General features: G+C 75.7%; 3 protein-coding genes, 1 tRNA gene and 1 pseudogene. 1 reads left to right on the top strand and 4 read right to left on the bottom strand.

Annotated elements, in window-relative coordinates; genetic code table 11:
• Positions 1-3: 3 nt before the first annotated feature.
• Together ACFZB9_RS22090 and ACFZB9_RS22085 are read right to left on the bottom strand one after the other, a co-directional pair.
• Positions 4-7,386 (bottom strand): annotated as a pseudogene (locus tag ACFZB9_RS22090) (type I polyketide synthase); the annotation flags it as partial.
• Positions 7,387-7,505: 119 nt separating this feature from the next.
• A complete protein-coding gene (locus ACFZB9_RS22085; RefSeq protein WP_391449593.1) occupies positions 7,506-16,631 on the bottom strand; it encodes a type I polyketide synthase in 9,126 nt (3,041 codons plus the stop codon).
• Between the two features lie 688 nt (positions 16,632-17,319).
• On the opposite strand from ACFZB9_RS22085, the gene ACFZB9_RS22080 reads away from it, so the two are divergent.
• Positions 17,320-17,409: transfer RNA gene (locus ACFZB9_RS22080), tRNA-OTHER, on the top strand.
• A gap of 69 nt (positions 17,410-17,478) precedes the next feature.
• Here ACFZB9_RS22080 and ACFZB9_RS22075 read toward each other — a convergent pair.
• A complete protein-coding gene (locus tag ACFZB9_RS22075; RefSeq protein ID WP_391449591.1) occupies positions 17,479-18,843 on the bottom strand; it encodes a copper resistance CopC/CopD family protein in 1,365 nt (454 codons plus the stop codon).
• Complete coding sequence (locus ACFZB9_RS22070) at positions 18,834-19,316, bottom strand: hypothetical protein (protein WP_391449589.1); 483 nt, start codon at positions 19,314-19,316, stop codon at positions 18,834-18,836. The genes ACFZB9_RS22075 and ACFZB9_RS22070 overlap by 10 nt, the downstream gene beginning before the upstream one ends.
• Positions 19,317-19,356: the final 40 nt, after the last annotated feature.

Genomic DNA, 19,356 nt, shown 5'->3' with positions numbered 1-19,356 from the left:
GGGTCAGACGGTGGGTCGGACGGGCCGGCGGCGGGCCTGGGCGAGGAGGGACAGGACGTTCGGCAGGGCCGGGTGGTGGACGGGGTCGTCGAGCCCGAGGGCCGCCGCCAGTCCCGACACGTCCGCGTGTTCCACCGCGTCCCAGAGGCGGTCGGCCGTCGAACGGGCTCGGGGGGCGGCCTGGGTGAGGTCGTCGAGCCAGTAGCGCTGCCGCTGGAAGGGGTAGGTGGGCAGTGGCACGCGGCGTCCCGGCAGGTCGGCGCAGAGGGCGTCCCAGTGGACGTCGGGCAGGGTTCGGGCCAGCGCCGTGTACAGCGCCGTGGCCGCGGGTCGGCCCGGGCTGAGAGCGGGTGCGGTGGCAAGGCGCGAGGAGGCCGTCCACGGCTGGTCGGTGCCCAGGAGCAGCAGGCGGCTCACGCCCCGCTCCGACAGGCCCTGGGTGGCGCCGCGGTACTCGGAGGTCGGTACTGGCGCGGTCGCGCAGCGCACCCAGAACTCGGCGCTGTGCCAGTGCTCCGGCGGCAGTTCGCGTCCGTCGTCGGCGCTGAGCAGCGGTGTCGTGGGGGCCACGCAGGTCAGCGAGCGCGTGAGGCGCTCGCTGTCCGGTCCCGCGACGAGCAGCGCGCAGGCCTGTGCCTGGGTCAGGACGCCGGCGGCGTGCGCGGCGGCCAGGGCGCCGAGGCCCTCTCCCAGGACGGCCGCCGGCCTCGCACCCCAGGTCTCCAGCAACCGGAACAGCGCGAGCTGGAGGGCGAACGGAAGGGTGCGGGAGTCGAGCGGGGCCCCACCGGTGAGCGCCTGCAACCGGCCACTCAGCTGACCGAACGTCGCGGCGAACTCCGGGAACTCGTCGGCGAGTTCGTTGGCGGCTTCCGCCAGCTGCCGGTGTGTCCCGGCGTCCCCCGTGGCCTGCCCGGTGAAGACGAACGCCGTCCTGCCCACGGCCGGCGCGGGCGGGCGCACCACCGTCGGGACGTCCCGGCCCTCGGCCAGGGCGAGCAGGCCGGTGAGCAGGTGGGTGCGGTCCGGGCCCGTCACGATCGCGCGGTGGTCGAAGGTCGGCCGGCCGGTGGCGAGGGTGAGAGCGACGTCCGCCGGGTCGAGTTCGGGGTGGGTGGCCAGGTGGCTCGCGAGTCGGTCGGCCTGGTCGCGCAGCGCCTGCGGGCTGTGGGCCGAGAGCACCCACGGCGCCGGCGCCCTGCCGTGACAGCCGTCCGGTGTCCGCGAAGACTGCGCCGCGACCGGTTCGTCAGCGGGGGCCTGTTCGATCACGACGTGCACGTTCGTGCCGCTGACGCCGAACGCGGACACTCCCGCGCGCCGGGTCCGGTCCTCGCCCGGCCACGGCATCGCCCTCTCCCGCAGCCGGACGGTCCCGGCCGTCCAGTCCACCTGGTCGCTCGGCTGCTCGGCGTGCAGGCTCGGGGGCACCACGGCGTGCCGCATCGCCAGCACCATGGCGATCACGCCCGCGGCTCCCGAGGCACCCTGGGTGTTGCCCAGGTTCGACTTGACCGACCCGAGCCACAGCGGGCGCTCCGGCTCGCGGTCCTTGCCGTAGACGGCGAGGACGGCCTGGGCCTCGATCGTGTCACCCAGGGCGGTGCCCGAGCCGTGCCCCTCCACCACGTCCACCTGATCCGCCCTCAGCCCGGCGTTCGCCAGCGCCTGGGCGATGACCCGCTGCTGGGCCGGCCCGTTGGGGGCCGTCAGGCCGTTGCTCGCGCCGACGTGGTTGACGGCGCTGCCGCGCACCACCGCGAGCACCGGGTGGCCGTGGCGCCGGGCGTCCGACAGCCGCTCCAGGAGCAGGACGCCGGCGCCCTCGGAGAGCCCCATGCCGTCCGCCGACGCCGCGAACGACTTGCTGCGGCCGTCGGGCGCCAGGCCGAGCTGCCGGGCGACGCCGTTGAACACCACGGGGGTGGCCATCACGGTTGCCCCGCCGGCCAGCGCGAGCGAGCATTCGCCGGCCCGCAGGGACTGGGCCGCCAGGTGCAGGGCCAGCAGGGACGAGGAGCAGCCGGTGTCGACGGTGATCGCCGGCCCCTCCAGGCCGAGCGTGTAGGCGAGGCGGCCGGAGGCGATGCTGCCCGCCGTCCCGTCGACGAGGTGGGCGGCGACGTCCTCGGGTATCCCCCGTGCGCCCGGGCCGCCCTCGGCGTGGATCGCCTCCAGCGCGTACTGGCTGGGCAGCACACCGGCGAAGACCCCGGTCCGGCTGCCGCGCAGCGTGTGGGGATCGATGCCCGCGCTCTCGACGGCCTCCCAAGAGGTCTCCAGCAGGAGGCGCTGCTGGGGGTCCATGGCGAGCGCCTGTGCCGCGGAGATCCCGAAGAATCCGGCATCGAACTCGGTCGCGCCACTGAGGAATCCGCCACCGCTGACCCGGGTCGCGCCGCTCTCCTGCGGTGCCCGGTCCAGGCCGCGCCAGCCGCGGTCCTTCGGGAAACCGCTGATCGCGTCCACGCCCGAGGCGAGCAGGTGCCAGAGCTGCTCGGGGGTGTCGGCTCCGCCGGGGTAGCGGCAGGCCATCGCGACGATGGCGACGGGGTCGTCGTCCGCGGCCGGTTGCGCCGCCGGTTGCGCGACCGGGGCGGGGGCCGCCACCGGGGCCGGCTGCGCGGGCGTGCCCTGTGGTGCCTGGGCCTGGAGGAACCGGGCCAGGGCCAGCGGGGTGGGGTGGTCGAAGACCAGGGTCACCGGCATGCGCAGGCCGGTGACCTCGGCCAGCCGGTTGCGGATCCGCACCGCCAGCAGCGAGTCCAGCCCGAGGTCCTTGAAGGCCCGGTCCACCGGCACCGTCCGGGGCGTCTGGTGTCCCAGCACCTCGGCGACCACGGAGCGCACCAGCTCCAGCAGCACCTCCTCGCGCTGCGAGGGGTCGAGCCCGTGCAGGCGCTGCTCCAGCGGCGTCGCCGCCGCGTCGGGGTCGGGCGCCGGTTCGGTGTGCGCGGCCTCGACCAGCCGCTGCGCCTCGGGCACCCCGGCGAGCAGGGGACGGCTGCGGGCCGAGGTGAAGGCGGGCACGAAGCGCTCCCACTCCACCGGAACCACCGTCAGGCAGCCCTCGTCGGCCGCGATCGCCTGGCCCAGTGCGCTGAACGCCGTCTCGGGCTCCATGAACGGCAGCCCCCGCAGGCGCAGTTGTTCAGGATCGACGTTCTTGGGCCGGTACGGGTCCTGTGCGTGCCACACGCCCCAGGCCACCGAGGTCGCCGGGAGCCCGAGGGAGCGGCGGTGCTCCGCCAGCGCGTCCAGGTAGGCGTTGGCGGCCGAGTAGGCCGCGTGGTCGCCGCTGCCCCACACGCTGGCCACCGAGGAGAACAGGACGAACGCCTCCAACGGCTCCCCGTCCAGGTAGTCCTCGTCCAGGAGTTCGTGCAGGTGGCCGGCGCCCGCGGCCTTGGCGGCGAGCGAGTCACCCAGCTCCGCGACACCGGTCGCGGTCAGCGGCGCCAGCTCGATCAGGGTGGCCGCGTGCACCACCGAACGGATCGCGATCCCCTGGCTCTTGACGTCCGCGAGCAGCGCCGCGACCGCCGCGCGCTCACCCAGGTCGCACGCCACGACCGTCAACCGGGTTCCGGCCGCGCCGAGTTCCGCACGCAGTTCGGCCATGCCCGGGGCCTGCGGCCCCCGACGGCTGGTGAGCACCAGGTGGTCGGCGCCCGACTCGGCCAGCCATCGTGCGATGCGCGGCCCCAGGGTCCCGGTGGCACCGGTCACCAGGACGGCGCCGCGGGGCCGCCAGGTATCGGCGGGGGTCTCGGGCAGCGGCGCGCGGACCAGCCGCCGGGCGTGCAGCCCGCTGGAGCGCAGCGCCACCTGGTCCTCGCCGCCCCGGGCCGCCAGCGCTGCGCAGAGCAGCTCCAGGGCCCGCTGGTCGAGGCCCGGCTGGGGGTACCCCCGGCCGGAGGCTGGGGGAAGGTCCAGCAGGGCGCCCCAGCGCTCGGGGTGTTCCAGGCCGACGACCAGGCCCAGGCCCCACACCATGGCCTGGAGCGGGCTGGTGAGTTGGTCCGAGGGGCCCACCGAGACGGCACCGCGGGTCGCCAGGAACAGCGGCGCGAGTGACCCGGTTTCGATCAGGGCGCGCACCAGCGCGAGGGTGGCGCCCGCGCCCGCGGGCACCTGCGGGCGGTCGTGATGGGCCCGCTCGTCCAGCGCCAGCAGCGAGAGCACGCCCGAGCGTGGTTCCTCGGCCGGCAGCGCCCTCAGGCGGGCTACGATCTCGGCGGGCTGCGCGGCCCGGGCGGCCACCTCCAGCCGCTCCACCCGCGCACCGCGCGCGGCCAGTTCCCGCTCCAGGACCTGCGCCGTGGCCTGTGCCGCCGCGCAGTCCTCGGGCACGACCAGCAGCCAGCCTCCCGCGAGCGCGGCCGGTGCCGCGGGCGTCACCGGGGTCCAGGCGATGCGGTAGCGCAGGTCCTCCAGGGTGGAGCGGTCCCGGCGCCCACGCCGCCAGGAGGAGAGGACCGGGAGCAGGTCGCCCAGGGTGCTGCCCGACTCCAGCATGTCGTGGCGCACCGCCTTGCCGAGTGCCGCGACGTCCTCGCGCTCGACGGCCTCCCAGAAGCCGGCCTCCGTGGGGTCGGCCACCCGCGCCGACGGTCCCTCGGGCTCCCGGATCCAGTAGCGGCGGCGCTGGAAGGCGTAGGTCGGCAGCTCCACCGCCGTGCCGGCCCGCGCGGCCGGCGCCGTGCGGTCGAAGGTGCCGCCGCCGACGTGGTACTCGCCCAGTGAGGTGAGGAACCGGTCCGGCCCGCCCTCGCCGCGCAGCAGCGTGGGCACCACCACGGCCGGGTCGTCCGCGCTCTCGTCGATGATCTCGCGGGTGCCCAGGCCCAGGATCGGGTGCGGGCTGACCTCGACGAAGGTGGCGACGCCCTCCTGAAGGAGGGTGCGGACGGTCTTCTCGAACTCGACGGGCAACCGCAGGTTTCGGTACCAGTAGTCGGCGTCGAGGTCCCGGGTGTCCAGCAGTCCCCCGGTGACGGTGGAGTAGAAGGGCACCGTGGACGGGCTCCCGACGATCCCCGCCAGCAGGGCGAGCAACTCCTCGCGGACCGGCTCGACATGGCGCGAGTGCGAGGCGAAGTCCGAGGCGACCCGGCGCACCCAGATGCCCTCGGCCTCGCACTGGGCCGACAGGGCGTCGATCGCCTCCCGGTCGCCGGCGACCACCAGGGAACTGGGACCGTTGTTCGCCGCGACGCACAGGCGCTCCCCCCACGGCCGGAGCCGGGGCAGCAGCTGCTCCCTGCGCAGCGAGACGGACAGCATCGCGCCGGGGTCGGGCAGATCGGTGACGATGCGGCTGCGCAGGGCGATGATCTTCGCGGCATCGTCCAGGCTCAGTGCGCCCGCGACGTGCGCGGCGGCGACCTCGCCCTGGCTGGCCCCGATGACGGCATCCGGTGTCACGCCCCAGGAGCGCCAGAGCGCGGCCAGGGACACCGACACCGCGAACATCACCGGTTGCAGCACGCTGGTGATGGTGAGCGCGGGCGCCGCGGGCTCGCCGCGCAGGACCGCGCCGAGCGACCAGTCGACGTGCGGGGCCAGCGCCTGCTCACACGCGGCGATGCTGTCCCGGAACACCGGTGAGGTCGCCAGCAGTTGGACGGCCATCTCGGCCCACTGCGCCCCCTGGCCGGCGAACATGAAGACGGTCCTGCCGCCCTCTCCCGCCAGGCCCCGCAGCAGTCCGGGGGCCTGCTGGCCGTCGGTGAGCGCGTCGAGCGCCTTCAGGAACCCCTCGCGGTCGTCGGCCACCAGCGCGGCCCGGTGCCCGAAGGCCGCCCGGGTGGTGGCCAGGGAGTATCCGACGTCAGCCGGATCCAGCTCGGGGCGGGCCGCCACGTGCGCCCGCAGCCGGGCCGCCTGGGCCCGCAGCCCGACCTCGTTCGGCGCGGACAGCCGCCACAGCCAGGGGGCGGGAGCGGCGCCGACGCCCTCGCCCGCGCCCTCGCCCGTGCCCTCGCCCGCGCCGATCCGCTCTGCGCACGGCTCCGGGTCCGGGTCCGGGTCCGGCGCCAGGTCCGCCGGGGCCTCCTCGACGATCACGTGCGCGTTGGTACCGCTGATGCCGAACGAGGACACCCCCGCCCGCCTGGGCACCTGCGTGCGCGGCCACGGCACGTCCTGCTCGGGCAGCCGCACCGCACCCGCCGACCAGTCCACCTTGCCGGACGGCTCCACGGCCGAGCGCAGTCGCGGCACCAGGCCGTGCCGCAGCGCCAGCACCGTCTTGATGACGCCCGCCACGCCGGCCGCCGCCTGGGCGTGCCCGATGTTGGCCTTCACCGAGCCCAGCAGCAGCGGCCGATCCGCGGGCCGGCCCCGGCCGTAGACGGCCAGCAGGGCCTGCGCCTCGATCGGGTCGCCGAGGGCGGTTCCGGTGCCGTGTGCCTCCACCATGTCGACCTGGTCGGCCGTCACCATCGCGTTCTCCAACGCCTGGCGGAGCACCCGCTGCTGCGCGGGCCCGTTGGGCGCCGTCAGGCCGTTGCTGGCCCCGTCCTGGTTGACCGCGCTGCCGCGCAGCACGGCCAGCACCCGGTGTCCGTCGCGGCGCGCGTCCGAGAGCCGCTCCAGCAGCAGCAGGCCCACGCCTTCGGCGAGGGACATGCCGTCCGCGCTGTCCGCGAAGGGCTTGCAGCGGCCGTCCGCGGCCATCGCCCGCTGCCTGCTGAACTCCACGAACGGCGCGGGCGAGGACATCACCGTCACACCACCGGCCAACGCCTGGGAGCACTCGCGCTGCCGCAGGGCCTGGCAGGCCAGGTGCAGGGCGACCAGCGAGGACGAGCAGGCGGTGTCGACGGTGACGGCGGGGCCTTCCAGGCCGAAGGTGTAGGAGATCCGGCCCGACATCACGCTGGCGACGTTGCCGGTGCCGATGAAGCCCTCCAGCTCCTGCGGGGTCCGGGTGAGCCGGGCCGAGTAGTCCTGGTTGTTGCAGCCGATGAAGACACCCGTCCGGCTGCCGCGGACCGAACTCGGATCGATCCCGGCCCGCTCGAACGCCTCCCAGGCACTCTCCAGCAACAGCCGCTGCTGCGGGTCCATCGCCAGCGCCTCGCGCGGGGAGATCCCGAAGAAATCGGCGTCGAACTCGGTGGCGTCGTGCAGGAATCCGCCCTCACGGACGTAGGACGTCCCCGGGTGGTCCGGGTCGGGGTCGTAGAGTTTGGCGGTGTCCCAGTCCCGGTCGACCGGGAAGCCGCTGATCGCGTCGGCGTCCGAGCGGATCAGCTGCCAGAGCTCCTCCGGTGAGCGGACCCCACCCGGGTAACGGCAGCTCATCGCCACGATGGCGATCGGCTCGTGGTCCTTGGCCTGCGCCTCGGCCAGCTGCCGCTGGGATTGCCGTAACTCGCCGACCATCCGGTCGAGATAGCTGCGCAGTCGTTCGTCGTTCGCCATGATGTCCTGTCCTTGCCGGCTCTGGGGTTGGGGGTTGCGCGCGCGGGCGGCGGCCCGCGATGGTGGCGCCGTCGTCAGCGGGTTCCGAACTCCCGGTCGATCAGGTCGAAGAGGTCGTCGTCCGTCACCGCCACAGGCGAGTCGCAGACGGACGCGCCGTCGCCGGCGGCATCGGTGGCGGCGTCGGCCGGCCCCTGCTCCGCCTCGGTCAGCCGCCACAGCAGGCCGCGCACCCGCGTGGTGACGGCGGCCAGCCCCTGCGCGTCGGCGCCGGCGAGAACGGCCTCCACCTCGTCGAGCCGGCCCAACGCCGACCGCAGCCGCTGCTCGGCGTCCGCGGCGGCCCGCGCGCCGTCGGGGGCGAGCTCCTGGCGCAGGCGCTCGGCGAGCAGCGCGGGGGTGGGGTGGTCGAAGACCGCGGTGGCGGGAAGCCGTGCGCCGGTCACCCGGTTGAGCCGGCCGCGCAGCTCGTTGGCGGTCACCGAGTCGAAGCCGGAGTCCCGGAACGGCCGGTCCACCGGCAGGGTGTCGGGCGAGGCATGTCCCAGCGCGCCGGCCGCGTGCCCGCGCACCAGCGCCTGCAGGATCCGCAGCTGCTCCCCCTCGTGCAGCCCGGTCATCCGGCGCTGCCACCAGGACTCGCCGTCCGCGCCGTCCGCGGGCTGCACGCTCGCGCCGGCCACCGGCAGCGCCTGGGGCACCGGCTGCGGGTGTGCCGTGGTGGCGGTGGCGTCCAGCGCCCGGGGCTGGTCGACGCGGAGGACCAACTCACCGATGGTGAGCACCGGTTGGCCCAGCTGATCGGCGAGTTCCAGCGAGAGGCGGTCGGCGGCCGCACGGTGCAGCGCGACCCGCAGCGCGCCGGCACCCGTGGCGTGGAGCACCACCTTGCCCCAGGAGAACGGGCGCAGCGAGGCGGCACCACCGACATCACCGCTCCGCGGATCGCCGCCCTCCGCTCCGCCGAACGGACAGAGCGCCAACGGCTGCAGGGCCGCGTCCAGCAGGGCCGGGTGCACGCCGAACCGACCGGCCTCGGTGGCGAGTTCGCTCGGCAGTACCACCTCGGCGTACAGGTCGTCCCCGCGCTGCCAGACGGCACGCAGCCCGCTGAACGCGCTCCCGTAGTGGACCCCGGCGGCGGCCAGCCGTGCGGCCAGCCCCTCCAGCGGTACCGGGACCGCGCCGACCGGGGGCCAGGCACCGGGCCCACCGGTGGGGGCGGGGCCGCGAGGAGCCAGCTCACCGGTGGCGTGCCTGGTCCACGGCTGGGCCGACGGCCCGTCACCGTGCCGCGCGTGCACGTCCACCGGGCGCCGCCCGTCCTGCCCGGCCGAGCCGACCACGAGCTGGATCCGCACACCGTCCGCCTCCGGCAGGACCAGCGGCTGCAGCAGTGTCAGTTCCTCGACCAGCTCGCAGCCGCTGCGGGCGGCGGCCTGCGCCGCCAGCTCCACGAACACCGTGCCCGGCACGACCGCCTGGCCGGCCACCTGGTGGTCGGCCAGCCACGGATGGCTCTGCCGCGACAGCCGCCCGGTGAGCAGCAGGCCGTCCGAGCCCGCGGGCACCAGGGCGGCCGCCAGCAGCGGGTGGTCGGCGCCGTCCAGACCCAACGACGCGGCGTCGACCGCGGTGGCCGGTGGGGGCGAGAGCCAGAAGCCCTGCCGTTGGAAGGGGTACGTGGGCAGGTCGACCAGCCGCGCGCCGGTCTGCTCGAACACCACCGACCAGTCCGGTTCCAGGCCGTGCACATGGGCCTGCGCGAGCGCCTGGTGGAACCGCGGCAGGCCGCCCTCCCCGCGGCGCAGCGATCCGAGCGCGGCCGCGCCCTGGCCGGCGGCCCAGGCGGACTCCTCGATCGCCATGGTCAGCACCGGATGGGGGCTGGCCTCGACGAAGCACCGGTACCCGGCCTCCAGCAGCGCGCCGGTGGCCTGCTCGAACTCCACGGTCTGCCTCAGGTTGCGGTACCAGTACTCGGCGTCGAGGTGCGCGGTGTCGATGAGGCCGCCGGTCACCGAGGAGTAGAACGCGACCTCGCAGGAGCGCGGCGCCAGGCCGCCGAGCACGTCGAGCAGCCGCCCGCGCAGCGCCTCCACCTGCGCGCAGTGCGAGGCGTAGTCGACGGCGATCCGGCGCGCCCTTATCTGCTCCTCCTCGCACCGGGCCAGGAACTCCGCCACCGCTTCGAGGTCACCGGAGACGACCACGGACGAGGGACCGTTGACCGCCGCGACCGACAGTCGGCCGGCCCACGGCGCCACCAGCTGCCTGGCCCGCTCGACCGGCAACGCGGCCGAGACCATGCCGCCGAGCCCGGCCGACGCCACCAGGACCTGGCTGCGCAGCGCGACCACCTTGGCCGCGTCCGGCAGCGAGAGCGCGCCCGCCACGCACGCGGCCGCGATCTCGCCCTGCGAGTGGCCCACCACCGCGGCGGGCACGACCCCGTAGGAACCCCACAGCGCGGCCAACGACACCATCACCGCGAACAGCACCGGCTGGACCACGTCCACCCGATCCAGCGACGGCGCGCCGTCGGCGCCGCGCAGCACGTCCAGCAACGACCAGTCCACGAACGGCGCCAGGGCGGCGGCGCACTCCGCCATCCGCTGCGCGAACACCGGTGAGGCGTCGAGGAGTTCCACCGCCATGCCCGGCCACTGCGAGCCCTGGCCGGGGAAGACGAAGACCGCTCCCGCCGACTGGTCCCCCGCCTGCCCCAGGACCAGCCCGGCGGCAGCCTCCTCCCCGGCCAACGCGTCCAGACCGGAGAGCAGTTGCGCACGATCCGCGCCGACCACGACGGCCCGGTGCTCGAAGGCGGACCGGGTCACCGCGAGGGAGTATCCGACATCGAGGACGTCCGACTCCGGTCGTGACGCGAGGTGTTGCCGCAGCCGGACGGCCTGGGCCCGCAGTGCGGCCTCGCTGCGTCCCGACAGCAGCCAGGGCACCGCGGTGCGAGCGGCTCGGCGGCGAGCGCCGTCCCCCCCGTCGGCTCCGGCACCGGTATCGGCACCGCCGACCGGGAGTTGCGGCTCGTCCGGGGCCTGTTCCACGATCACGTGCGCGTTCGTGCCGCTGATCCCGAAGGAGGACACCCCGGCCCGGCGCGGGCGCTCGGTCCGCGGCCAGGGCAGCGACTCGGTGAGCAGTCGCACCCGGCCCGTCGACCAGTCCACCTTCGCCGTCGGCCGCTGCGCGTGCAGCGTGCCCGGCAGCACGCCGTGGCGGATGGCCGAGACCATCTTGATCACCCCCGCCACGCCCGCGGCGGCGGCCGTGTGCCCGATGTTCGACTTGAGCGAGCCGAGCAGCAGCGGACGGTCGACGGGCCGGTCCTGGCCGTAGGTGGCCAGCAACGCGCCCGCCTCGATCGGGTCGCCGAGTGCGGTGCCGGTCCCGTGCGCCTCCACCGCGTCCACCTCGCCGGGCGACAGGCGCGCGTTCACCAGCGCCTGACGGATCACCCGCTGCTGCGCCGCGCCGCTCGGCGCGGTCAGGCCGTTGCTGGCGCCGTCCTGGTTGGTGGCCGAGGCACGGATGACCGCGAGCACCTGGTGGCCGTTGCGACGCGCGTCCGAGAGCCGTTCCATCAGCAGGAGCCCGGCGCCTTCCGCCATGCCCATGCCGTTGGCGTCCGCGGAGAACGCCTTGCAGCGACCGTCCGGGGCCAGCGCGCCCTGACGGGTCATGCCCACGAAGCCGGCCGCGGTGGACATCACCGTCACCCCGCCGGCCAGCGCCAGCGAGCACTCGCCCGACCGCAGCGCCTGCGCCGCCAGGTGCAGGGCCACCAAGGACGAGGAGCACGCGGTGTCCACGGTGACCGCGGGGCCCTCCAGGCCGAACGTGTAGGCCAGGCGCCCGGAGAGCACGCTGGGGAACGTGCCCGTCAGCAGGTGCCCCTCCAGGCCCTCGGGAGCCTGCGGCAGGTCCGTTCCGTAGGAGGCGGTCGCGCACCCGACGAAGGTCCCCGTCCTGGTGCCGCGCAGCGTGCGGGGGTCCATTCCGGCCCGCTCCAGCGCCTCCCAGCCGATCTCCAGCAGCAGCCGCTGCTGCGGGTCCATGGTCAGCGCCTCACGCGGCGAGATTCCGAAGAACGCCGCGTCGAAGCGGTCCGCGTCGTGCAGGAACCCGCCCTCGTGGGGCAGGCTGCGGCCCCGGCGCTCGGGATCCGGGTGCCGGAGGGAGGCCAGATCCCAGCCGCGGCCGGTGGGGAAGGCCGAGATCGCGTCCCGGCCCTCGACGACCAGCTGCCACAGGTCCTCCGGGGTGTCGGCACCGCCCGGGTAGCGGCAGGCCATCGCGATGATCGCGATCGGCTCGTCCGCGGCGAGGGCCGCCGCCGCCGGCGCCGGGGCGCTCGGGGCGGCTTCCGGGCGCCGCCCGAGGTACTCGGCCCGCAGGTGCTCGGCCAGCCTGGCCGGCGTCGGATGGTCGAAGACCAGGGTGGCGGACAGGCGCAGACCGGTGGCGGCGCCCAGCCGGTTGCGCAGCTCCAGGGCCGTCATCGAGTCGAACCCGAAGTCCCGGAACGCGACGGTGGGCCGCACGGCCTCCACATCGGCGTGCCGCAGCACCGCGGCCGTGTGCCGGCGCACCAGGTCGAGCAGCAGGCGCTCCTGCTGGGGAACCCCCAGGGCGGCCAACCGCTCGGCCAGCGAGCCGGATTGGTCGCTACCGGGTTCGGTGGAGGCCGCCGCCAGCGCCCGCCGGGCCTCGGGGACACCTTCGACCAGCCGACCGGGGCGCACGGCGGTGAAGCCGGGCACGAACCGTGCCCAGTCCACGTCGGCCACCACCAGGTGCGTCTCCCCCGCGGTCACCGCGTGATCCAGCGCGGACAGCGCCGCCTGCGGCTCCATCAGGCCGTACCCGTTGCGGCGCAGGCCCTCGGCGGCGGCGTCCGCCCGCGCCAGCCCGTCACCGGCCCAGCCACCCCACGCCACCGCGGTGGCGGCCAGGCCGAGTGCGCGGCGGTGCTCCGCCAGCGCGTCGAGAAAGGCGTTGGCCGCGGCGTAGTTGGCCTGACCGCCCTGGCCCAGCACGCCGGCGGCCGAGGAGAACAGGACGAAGGCCGACAGGTCCAGATCCTTGGTGAGCTCGTGGAGATTGCGGGCGGCGACGGCTTTCGGGCCGAGTACCGCTGCCAGTTGCCCGACGGTGAGCCCCTCCAGGGTGCCGTCCGCCAGGACGCCCGCCGCATGCACCACCGCGGTCAGCGGCTGTGCGGCAGGCAGCGACGCCAGCAGGCGCGCCAACGCCTCGCGGTCGGCCACGTCGCAGGCGGCCAGCGTCACCTGGGCACCCAACTCGGCCAGCTCCGCGCGCAGTTCGTCCGCACCAGCGGCCTGCGGACCACGCCGGCCGACCAGCACCAGGTGCTCGGCCCCGCCCCGGGCCAGTCGGCGCGCGAGCTGCCCGCCCAACGCCCCGGTCCCACCGGTGATCAGCACCGTTCCGCTCGGCCGCCACTCCTGCGGGCGCGGCTGCGATCCCGAGGCGCGCACCAGCCGCCGGACGAATGCCCCGGCGGGGCGCAGCGCGATCTGGTCCTCCCCGTCGGGGGCGGCCAGCACGGCGCACACCAGCCGCAGCGCGCGGTCGTCCGGTTCGGCCGGTTCGGCCGGCACGTCCAGCAGCCCGCCCCAGCGTTGCGGCTGCTCCAGCGCGGCCACCCGCCCCAGACCCCAGACCTGGGCCTGCGTGGGGCTCACCGGTGGGTCCGCGGGCCCGACCGACACCGCGCTCCGGGTGACGCACCACAAGGGGCCCTCGACCGCGGCGTCCTGCAGCGCCTGGAGCAGCGCGGTGGTGTCCGCGAGGCCCCGGGGGACCGCCGGGTGCACCGGGTGGGGGCGCTCGTCCAGGGCCAGCAGCGACAGCACACCGGCCACCTGGAGCGGGGCGTCGTCCTCCTTCTCGGAGGTCTCGGTGGTCGCGGCGGTCGCGGCGGTCGCGGCGGTCGCGGCGGTCGCGGCGGTCGCGGCGGTCGCGGTGGTGACGGCGTCACGCAGCTGGCGCGCGAGTGCGAGGCGGTCGGCGGTGCCCTCGCCGAGCGGCATCCGCACGACCCGGGCGCCGCACCGGGTCAGCGCCGCCTCCAGGGCCGTGCCCAGCGGCTGCTGCCCCTCGCCCGGCCCGGCCAGCAGCAGCCAGGTCCCGGTCACCGCCACCGGGGCGGCCGACAGGCGGGCCGCCGGCTGCCACCGCACCCGGTACCGCCAGGAATCCACCATCGACCGCTCGCGGTGCCGGCGGCTCCAGGACGACAGGGCGGGCAGCACCTCGCCGAGCGCGGTGAGCGGACCGCCCCGGTCCAGGTCCAGCGCACCGCCCACGGCCTGGAGGTCCCCCCGCTCCACCGCCTCCCAGAAGCCGTCCGCCTGCCGGTCCGAGCCCTCCACGGCGACCGGCTGTTCGAGCCAGTACCGCTGCGGCTCGAAGGGGTAGGTCGGCAGCTCCACCGACCTCGCCCCGTGATCGCAGGACAGCACACCATCCAGCGCCGGGCTCCAGTCGACGGCGGCCCCGTGGGCGTGGGCCCGGGCCAGCGAGAGCAGGAAGCGCCGGTACCCGCCCTCGCCCCGGACCAGCGAGCCGGTCGTGGCGTCGTCGCGCTCGGCGTCGTCGAGGGTCTCCTGGACGGCCCCGGTGAGCACGGGGTGCGCGCTGACCTCGACGAGGACGGCGCGCCGGTGGTCCAGCACGGCGCGCGTCGCCCGTTCGAACTCCACCGGGCTGCGCAGGCTGCGGTACCAGTACTCGGCGTCCAGCTCCCGGCCGTCCAGCAGCTCGCCCGTGACGGACGACACGAACGGAATCGCGGCGGACTGCGGGGACAGTCCGGCGAGCGCTGCCAGCACCTGCCGGCGGACCACTGCCACCTGCGGCGAGTGCGAGGCGTAGTCGACCGGCAGCCTGCGCGCCCTGATCCCGCGCTCCACGCAGAGCGCCAGCACCTCGTCGAGGGCCTGCGGTTCGCCTGCGACGGCGGTGGAACGGGGGCCGTTGTGCGCGGCCACCGACAGCCGCTCCCCCCACGGCGCCAGCAGCGCCCGGACCTCCGCTGCGGGCAACGCGAGCGACACCATGCCGCCCCCGCCCGACAGTTCGGCCAGCACGCGCCCGCGCAGGGCCACCACCCGGGCAGCGTCGGGCAGTGACAGGGCGCCGGCCACGCACGCCGCGGCGATCTCACCCTGGGAGTGGCCCACCACCGCCTCGGGCTCCACACCGAACGAACGCCACAGGGCGGCCAGCGAGACCATCACCGCGAACAGCGCCGGCTGGACCACGTCCACCCGGTCCAGCGACGGCGCGCCGTCGACGCCGCGCAGCACGTCCGGCAACGACCAGTCCACGAACGGCGCCAAGGCGGCGGCGCACTCCGCCATCCGCTGCGCGAACACCGGTGAGGAGTCCAGCAGTTGGAGCGCCATGCCGGGCCACTGCGAGCCCTGCCCCGGGAAGACGAAGACCACCTTGGCAGCCGACTTCCCGCTGCTCCCCACCACGATGTCGCCGTCGGCCTCGTCCCCGGCGAGCCGCGCCAGCGCGTCCAGGAAGCCGGTCCGGTCATCGGCCACGAGCACCGCGCGGTGCTCCAGTGCGGCCCTGCCGACGGCCAGTTCGCGGCCCACGTCCAAGGGGTCGAGCCCGGGCTCCGCCAGGAGGTGCGCCCGTAGCCGTTCCGCCTGGGCCCGCACCGCGCTCGCGGTGCGGGCCGACAGCAGCCAGGGGATCGGCACGCCGCCAACCGCACTGTCCGGCCCTTCGGGGACCACGCTCTCCGGCCCTTCGGGGACCGACCGTTCGACCTGTTCGATGATGACGTGGGCGTTGGTCCCGCTGATGCCGAACGCGGACACCGCGGCCCGCCGGACCCCGTCCGCCGGCTGCCAACCGACCGGCTCGGTCAGCACGCTCACCCCACCGGTCCGCCAGTCCACCCGGGTCGTGGGCTGCTCGACGTGGAGCGTTCGGGGCATCGTCCCGTGCCGCATCGCCTGCACGACCTTGATCACCCCAGCGACCCCGGCCGCGGCCACCGTGTGCCCGATGTTCGACTTCACCGTTCCCAGCCGGACCGGCCGCTCCGGCGCCCGGCCCCTGCCGTAGGTGGCCATCAGGGCGCGGGCCTCGATCGGGTCGCCCAGAGCCGTCCCGGTGCCGTGTGCCTCCACCAGGTCGACCTGATCGGTGCTCAGTCGCGCGTCGGCCAGCGCCTGCCGGATCACCCGCTGCTGCGCGGCGCCGCTCGGCACCGTCAGCCCGTTGCTGGCACCGTCCTGGTTCACGGCGCTGCCACGGATGACGGCCAGCACCCGGCGCCCGTGACGACGCGCCTGCGACAACCGTTCCAGCACCAGGATCCCGACGCCCTCGCCCCAGGCGGTGCCGTCCGCCGCCGCGGAGAACGCCTTGCACCGGCTGTCCCGGGCCAGTCCGCGCTGCCGGCTGAACTCCACGAAGATCCCGGGAGTGCCCAGCACGCTCACGCCACCGGCCAGCGCCAGCTCGCACTCGCCGTCACGCAGCGCCCGCACCGCCAGGTGCAGGGCCACCAGGGACGACGAGCACGCCGTGTCGATGGTGATCGCCGGGCCCTCCAGGCCGAAGCTGTGGGCGACCCGGCCCGAGACGACGCTCATGGTGCTGCCGGTCAGCGTGTAGCCCTTGGTGTCCGTGGACGCCTCGTGCAGCCGCGGCCCGTACTCCAGGTCGGTCGCGCCGACGAAGACACCGGTACGGCTGCCCCGCAGCGAGGTCGGGGCGATTCCCGCGCGCTCGAAGGCCTCCCAGGTGGTCTGCAGCAGCAGCCGTTGCTGCGGGTCCATCGCCAGCGCCTCACGCGGGGAGATGCCGAAGAACGCGGCGTCGAAGTCCCCCGCGTCGTGCAGGAACCCGCCCTCACGCGCGTAGCTCTTCCCGGGCTGCGCGGGGTCCGGGTGGTACAGCCCTTCGACGTCCCAGCCACGGTCCACGGGAAACGGGGACATCGCGTGCCGGCCGTCCGCGATCAGCTGCCAGAACTCCTCCGGCGAGGCCGCGCCACCGGGGAACCGGCACGCCATTGCGACGATGGCGACCAGATCGTCCTCGCCCGCCGGCCCGCCGGGCTCTCTCCCCGCGCTCGCACCCCCCGTACCGGTCCCACTGCCGAAGCGTTCGATGCGGGGGTGCGCCATCCCAACTCACTCCTTCGGGGCCGTGCTTCGAACACGGCGTGTCGGTCTGTCACCGGTCATACTCACTCCGTGCGCTGACCATCCGCTGACTGAGTACTGACCCTGACCTGACACTGGGCGAAGGGGAGCCTCCCACCGGCACGGATGCCGTCCGATGACCTACTGACATTGCCCTATAGGGAAGTTGACGATCCGTCAGTCGCCGCGGTGGGGGGGGGCCCCCCCCCCCCCCCCCCCCCCCCCCCCCCACCCACCCCCCCCCCCCCCCCCCCCCCCCCCCCCCCCCCCCCCCCCCCCCCCCCCCCCCCCCCCCCCCCCCCCCCCAACCCCCCCCCCCCCCCCCCCCCCCCCCCCCAACCCCCCCCCGCCCCCCCCCACCCCCCCCCCCCCCCCCCCACCCCCGGGGGGGGGGGGGGGCGCCCCCCCGCGCTGGGGGGCGCGTTCCACCAACCCCCTGCGCCCATCTGCTTTTTTCCCCCCCCCCCCGGGCGGGGGGGGGGGGGGGCCCCCCCCGCCCCCCCCCCCCCCCCGCGGCTCTCCACCGGGCCCGAGCGCCGGACCACGCCGAACCGCGCCGGAGCACGCCGAACCGCCCGCACGCGCGCGTCAGCCCCGGGTCAGGAGGCGGTCAGCGGGGTGCGGCACTGTGGTCACGTGCCCAGGGCGGCGGGAGCCGGCCCGGGCACGAGGAGAGGTGCCCGGAGCGGCTCATCGGGGACCTGGGCCGCCAGGCCCGGTCGGGCTCACGCCCACGCAGGTTCGAATCCTGCCTTCTCCGCACCACGTGGCGCCCCGGCACCGGCCGGGGCGCCACGTCCGCTCGCCTCCCCCGTCCGGATCCGGTCGATCACCCGTTCCCGCGGTACCCCGCCACCCCCGCCGCCGCAGCCGGCGGGTCATTGCCCACCTGGGAGCGGGCCGGGGCCGTGGCGAGCAGCAGCACGGTGAGCAGGAGCAGCAGGGTGACGCCGCCGAGTTCCAGCAGGAGCGCCCGCCGGAGCGTGACCGCCCGGGCGGTGAGCCGGCGGCGGGCGAGGGCGGCGATCGCGAGGACACCGGCCAGCACGGCGACCTTGGCGATCAGCAGCCGGCCGTAGGAGGTGCCGGTCAGCGCGGAGAGACCGCTCACCTCCCGGAATGCCTGGTAGAGCCCCGTGGCGGCGAGCAGGGCCACCGAGCCCACGGCCAGCCGGGAGAACCGGCCGGCGATCGCCGTGAGCTCCACCCCGCGCGCGCCCAGCACGGCCAGCGTGAACAGCCCGCCCGCCCAGATGGCCATCGCCGCCACGTGCACGGTGGTGACCCCCAGGGCCAGCGGCACCAGCGAGCCGCCGGCCGCGTGGCTGGTCTGCGCCCAGGTGAGCGCCAGCAGCAGGGTGAACACGGCCGCGCCCACCGTGCCGGCCGGACCGCGACGCAGGATCAGCCCGCCCGCCGCCGCGAGCAGCGCGAGCAGCAGGATCCGCGCCACCAGCGTCCGCCCCTCGTGGCTGGAGAGCGTCGCGGAGAGCAGCGCCCGGTCCGCGAGGTGGTCGAGCGACTCGCCCTGGGTGGCGGGCCCGTACGCGAAGAGCTGGAGCACCGTCCCGGCGAGCAGCACGGCCCACCCGGCGGACGCGGGCCAGCTCAGCTCCCGCGCCCCCGCCGGGGCGTCCACCGGCAGGCAGCACAGCCGGATCGCCGCACAGCCGACCAGTGCGGCGAGGCCGGCGAAGCCGAGCCAGAGCGCCAGGTCCTGCACCGCGTCGGTGAGCCGGTCGTCGCCGGCCCCACCGGCCCCGCCGAGCGCGGCGTTGCGGCTGGGCGCGCCGACCGAGAAGACCACCGCGCCGGCGGTGGTGTGCCCGTCGTCCACCGCGCTGACCCGCCAGTCGACCACGTAGCTGCCCTGCGGTCCGCCCGGGGCCAGCGGCACGGTGAGCGTGGTCCCGGTGGCCCGCGGCGGGCCGCTGTCGGCCCGCCGCCCGTCCGGGGCGATCACCCGGATCGAGCTCAGTCGCAGCGTGACCGCCTCGCTGAACTCCAGCTCCACCTGGCGTGGTTCGTCTCTGAGCACCACGCCGTCCGAGGGCGTGGCGGCCACCAGTCCGGCGTGCGCGGCTGCCGGCCCGGCGACCCCGAGCAGCAGCACCGCGGCGGCGAGCAGGCCCACCAGCAGCAGGCGGCGTACGCGGTGGAGGCGGCGCACCCGGGGCACCGAGGTCAGTGGCATGATCCGGCAGCCCGTCGCGCAGCCACGAGCTGGTCAACACCCGTGCGGTATGCGGTGAGTGAGGTGGCGTCCGGCACGAAACGCCACGTGCCCCGGGTGAACACCAAGGTGTTGCTGCCGCGCTCCGCCCCTTGGTGCCAGGCCACCCGCACCGTGTCCTCGGCCACCTTGCCGCTCTCGTCGATCACGTACGGCACGCCGAGCGCGGGGCGGCACTCGGTGTTCAGCTTCACGAAGTCGGCCTGGGTGATGGCCTGCTGTCCGGAGTCGTCCCAGAGTGACCAGGCCTGCGCCCAGCCACCCCCGGCGAGCAGCCCGAACTCCTGCCTGGCCACCGACTCCGCCTGGAAGGTCTGCGGCTCCGGCGGCGTCCCGGGCGCGGCGGGGCGCGCCGGTCCCGAGGAGCACCCGCCGGCGGTGACCACGGCCAGCCCCACCCCCAGCAATCCCGTGCACCAACGGCGTCTCGACATCGGCTGCCTCCTCACTGATCGCGCGTCAGGGCCGGACTCG

Source organism: Kitasatospora sp. NPDC008050 (assembly GCF_042957465.1).
Lineage (GTDB): Bacteria > Actinomycetota > Actinomycetes > Streptomycetales > Streptomycetaceae > Kitasatospora.
Note: the sequence above shows the minus strand (reverse complement) of the source record. Positions and strands in the feature narration are given on the sequence as shown.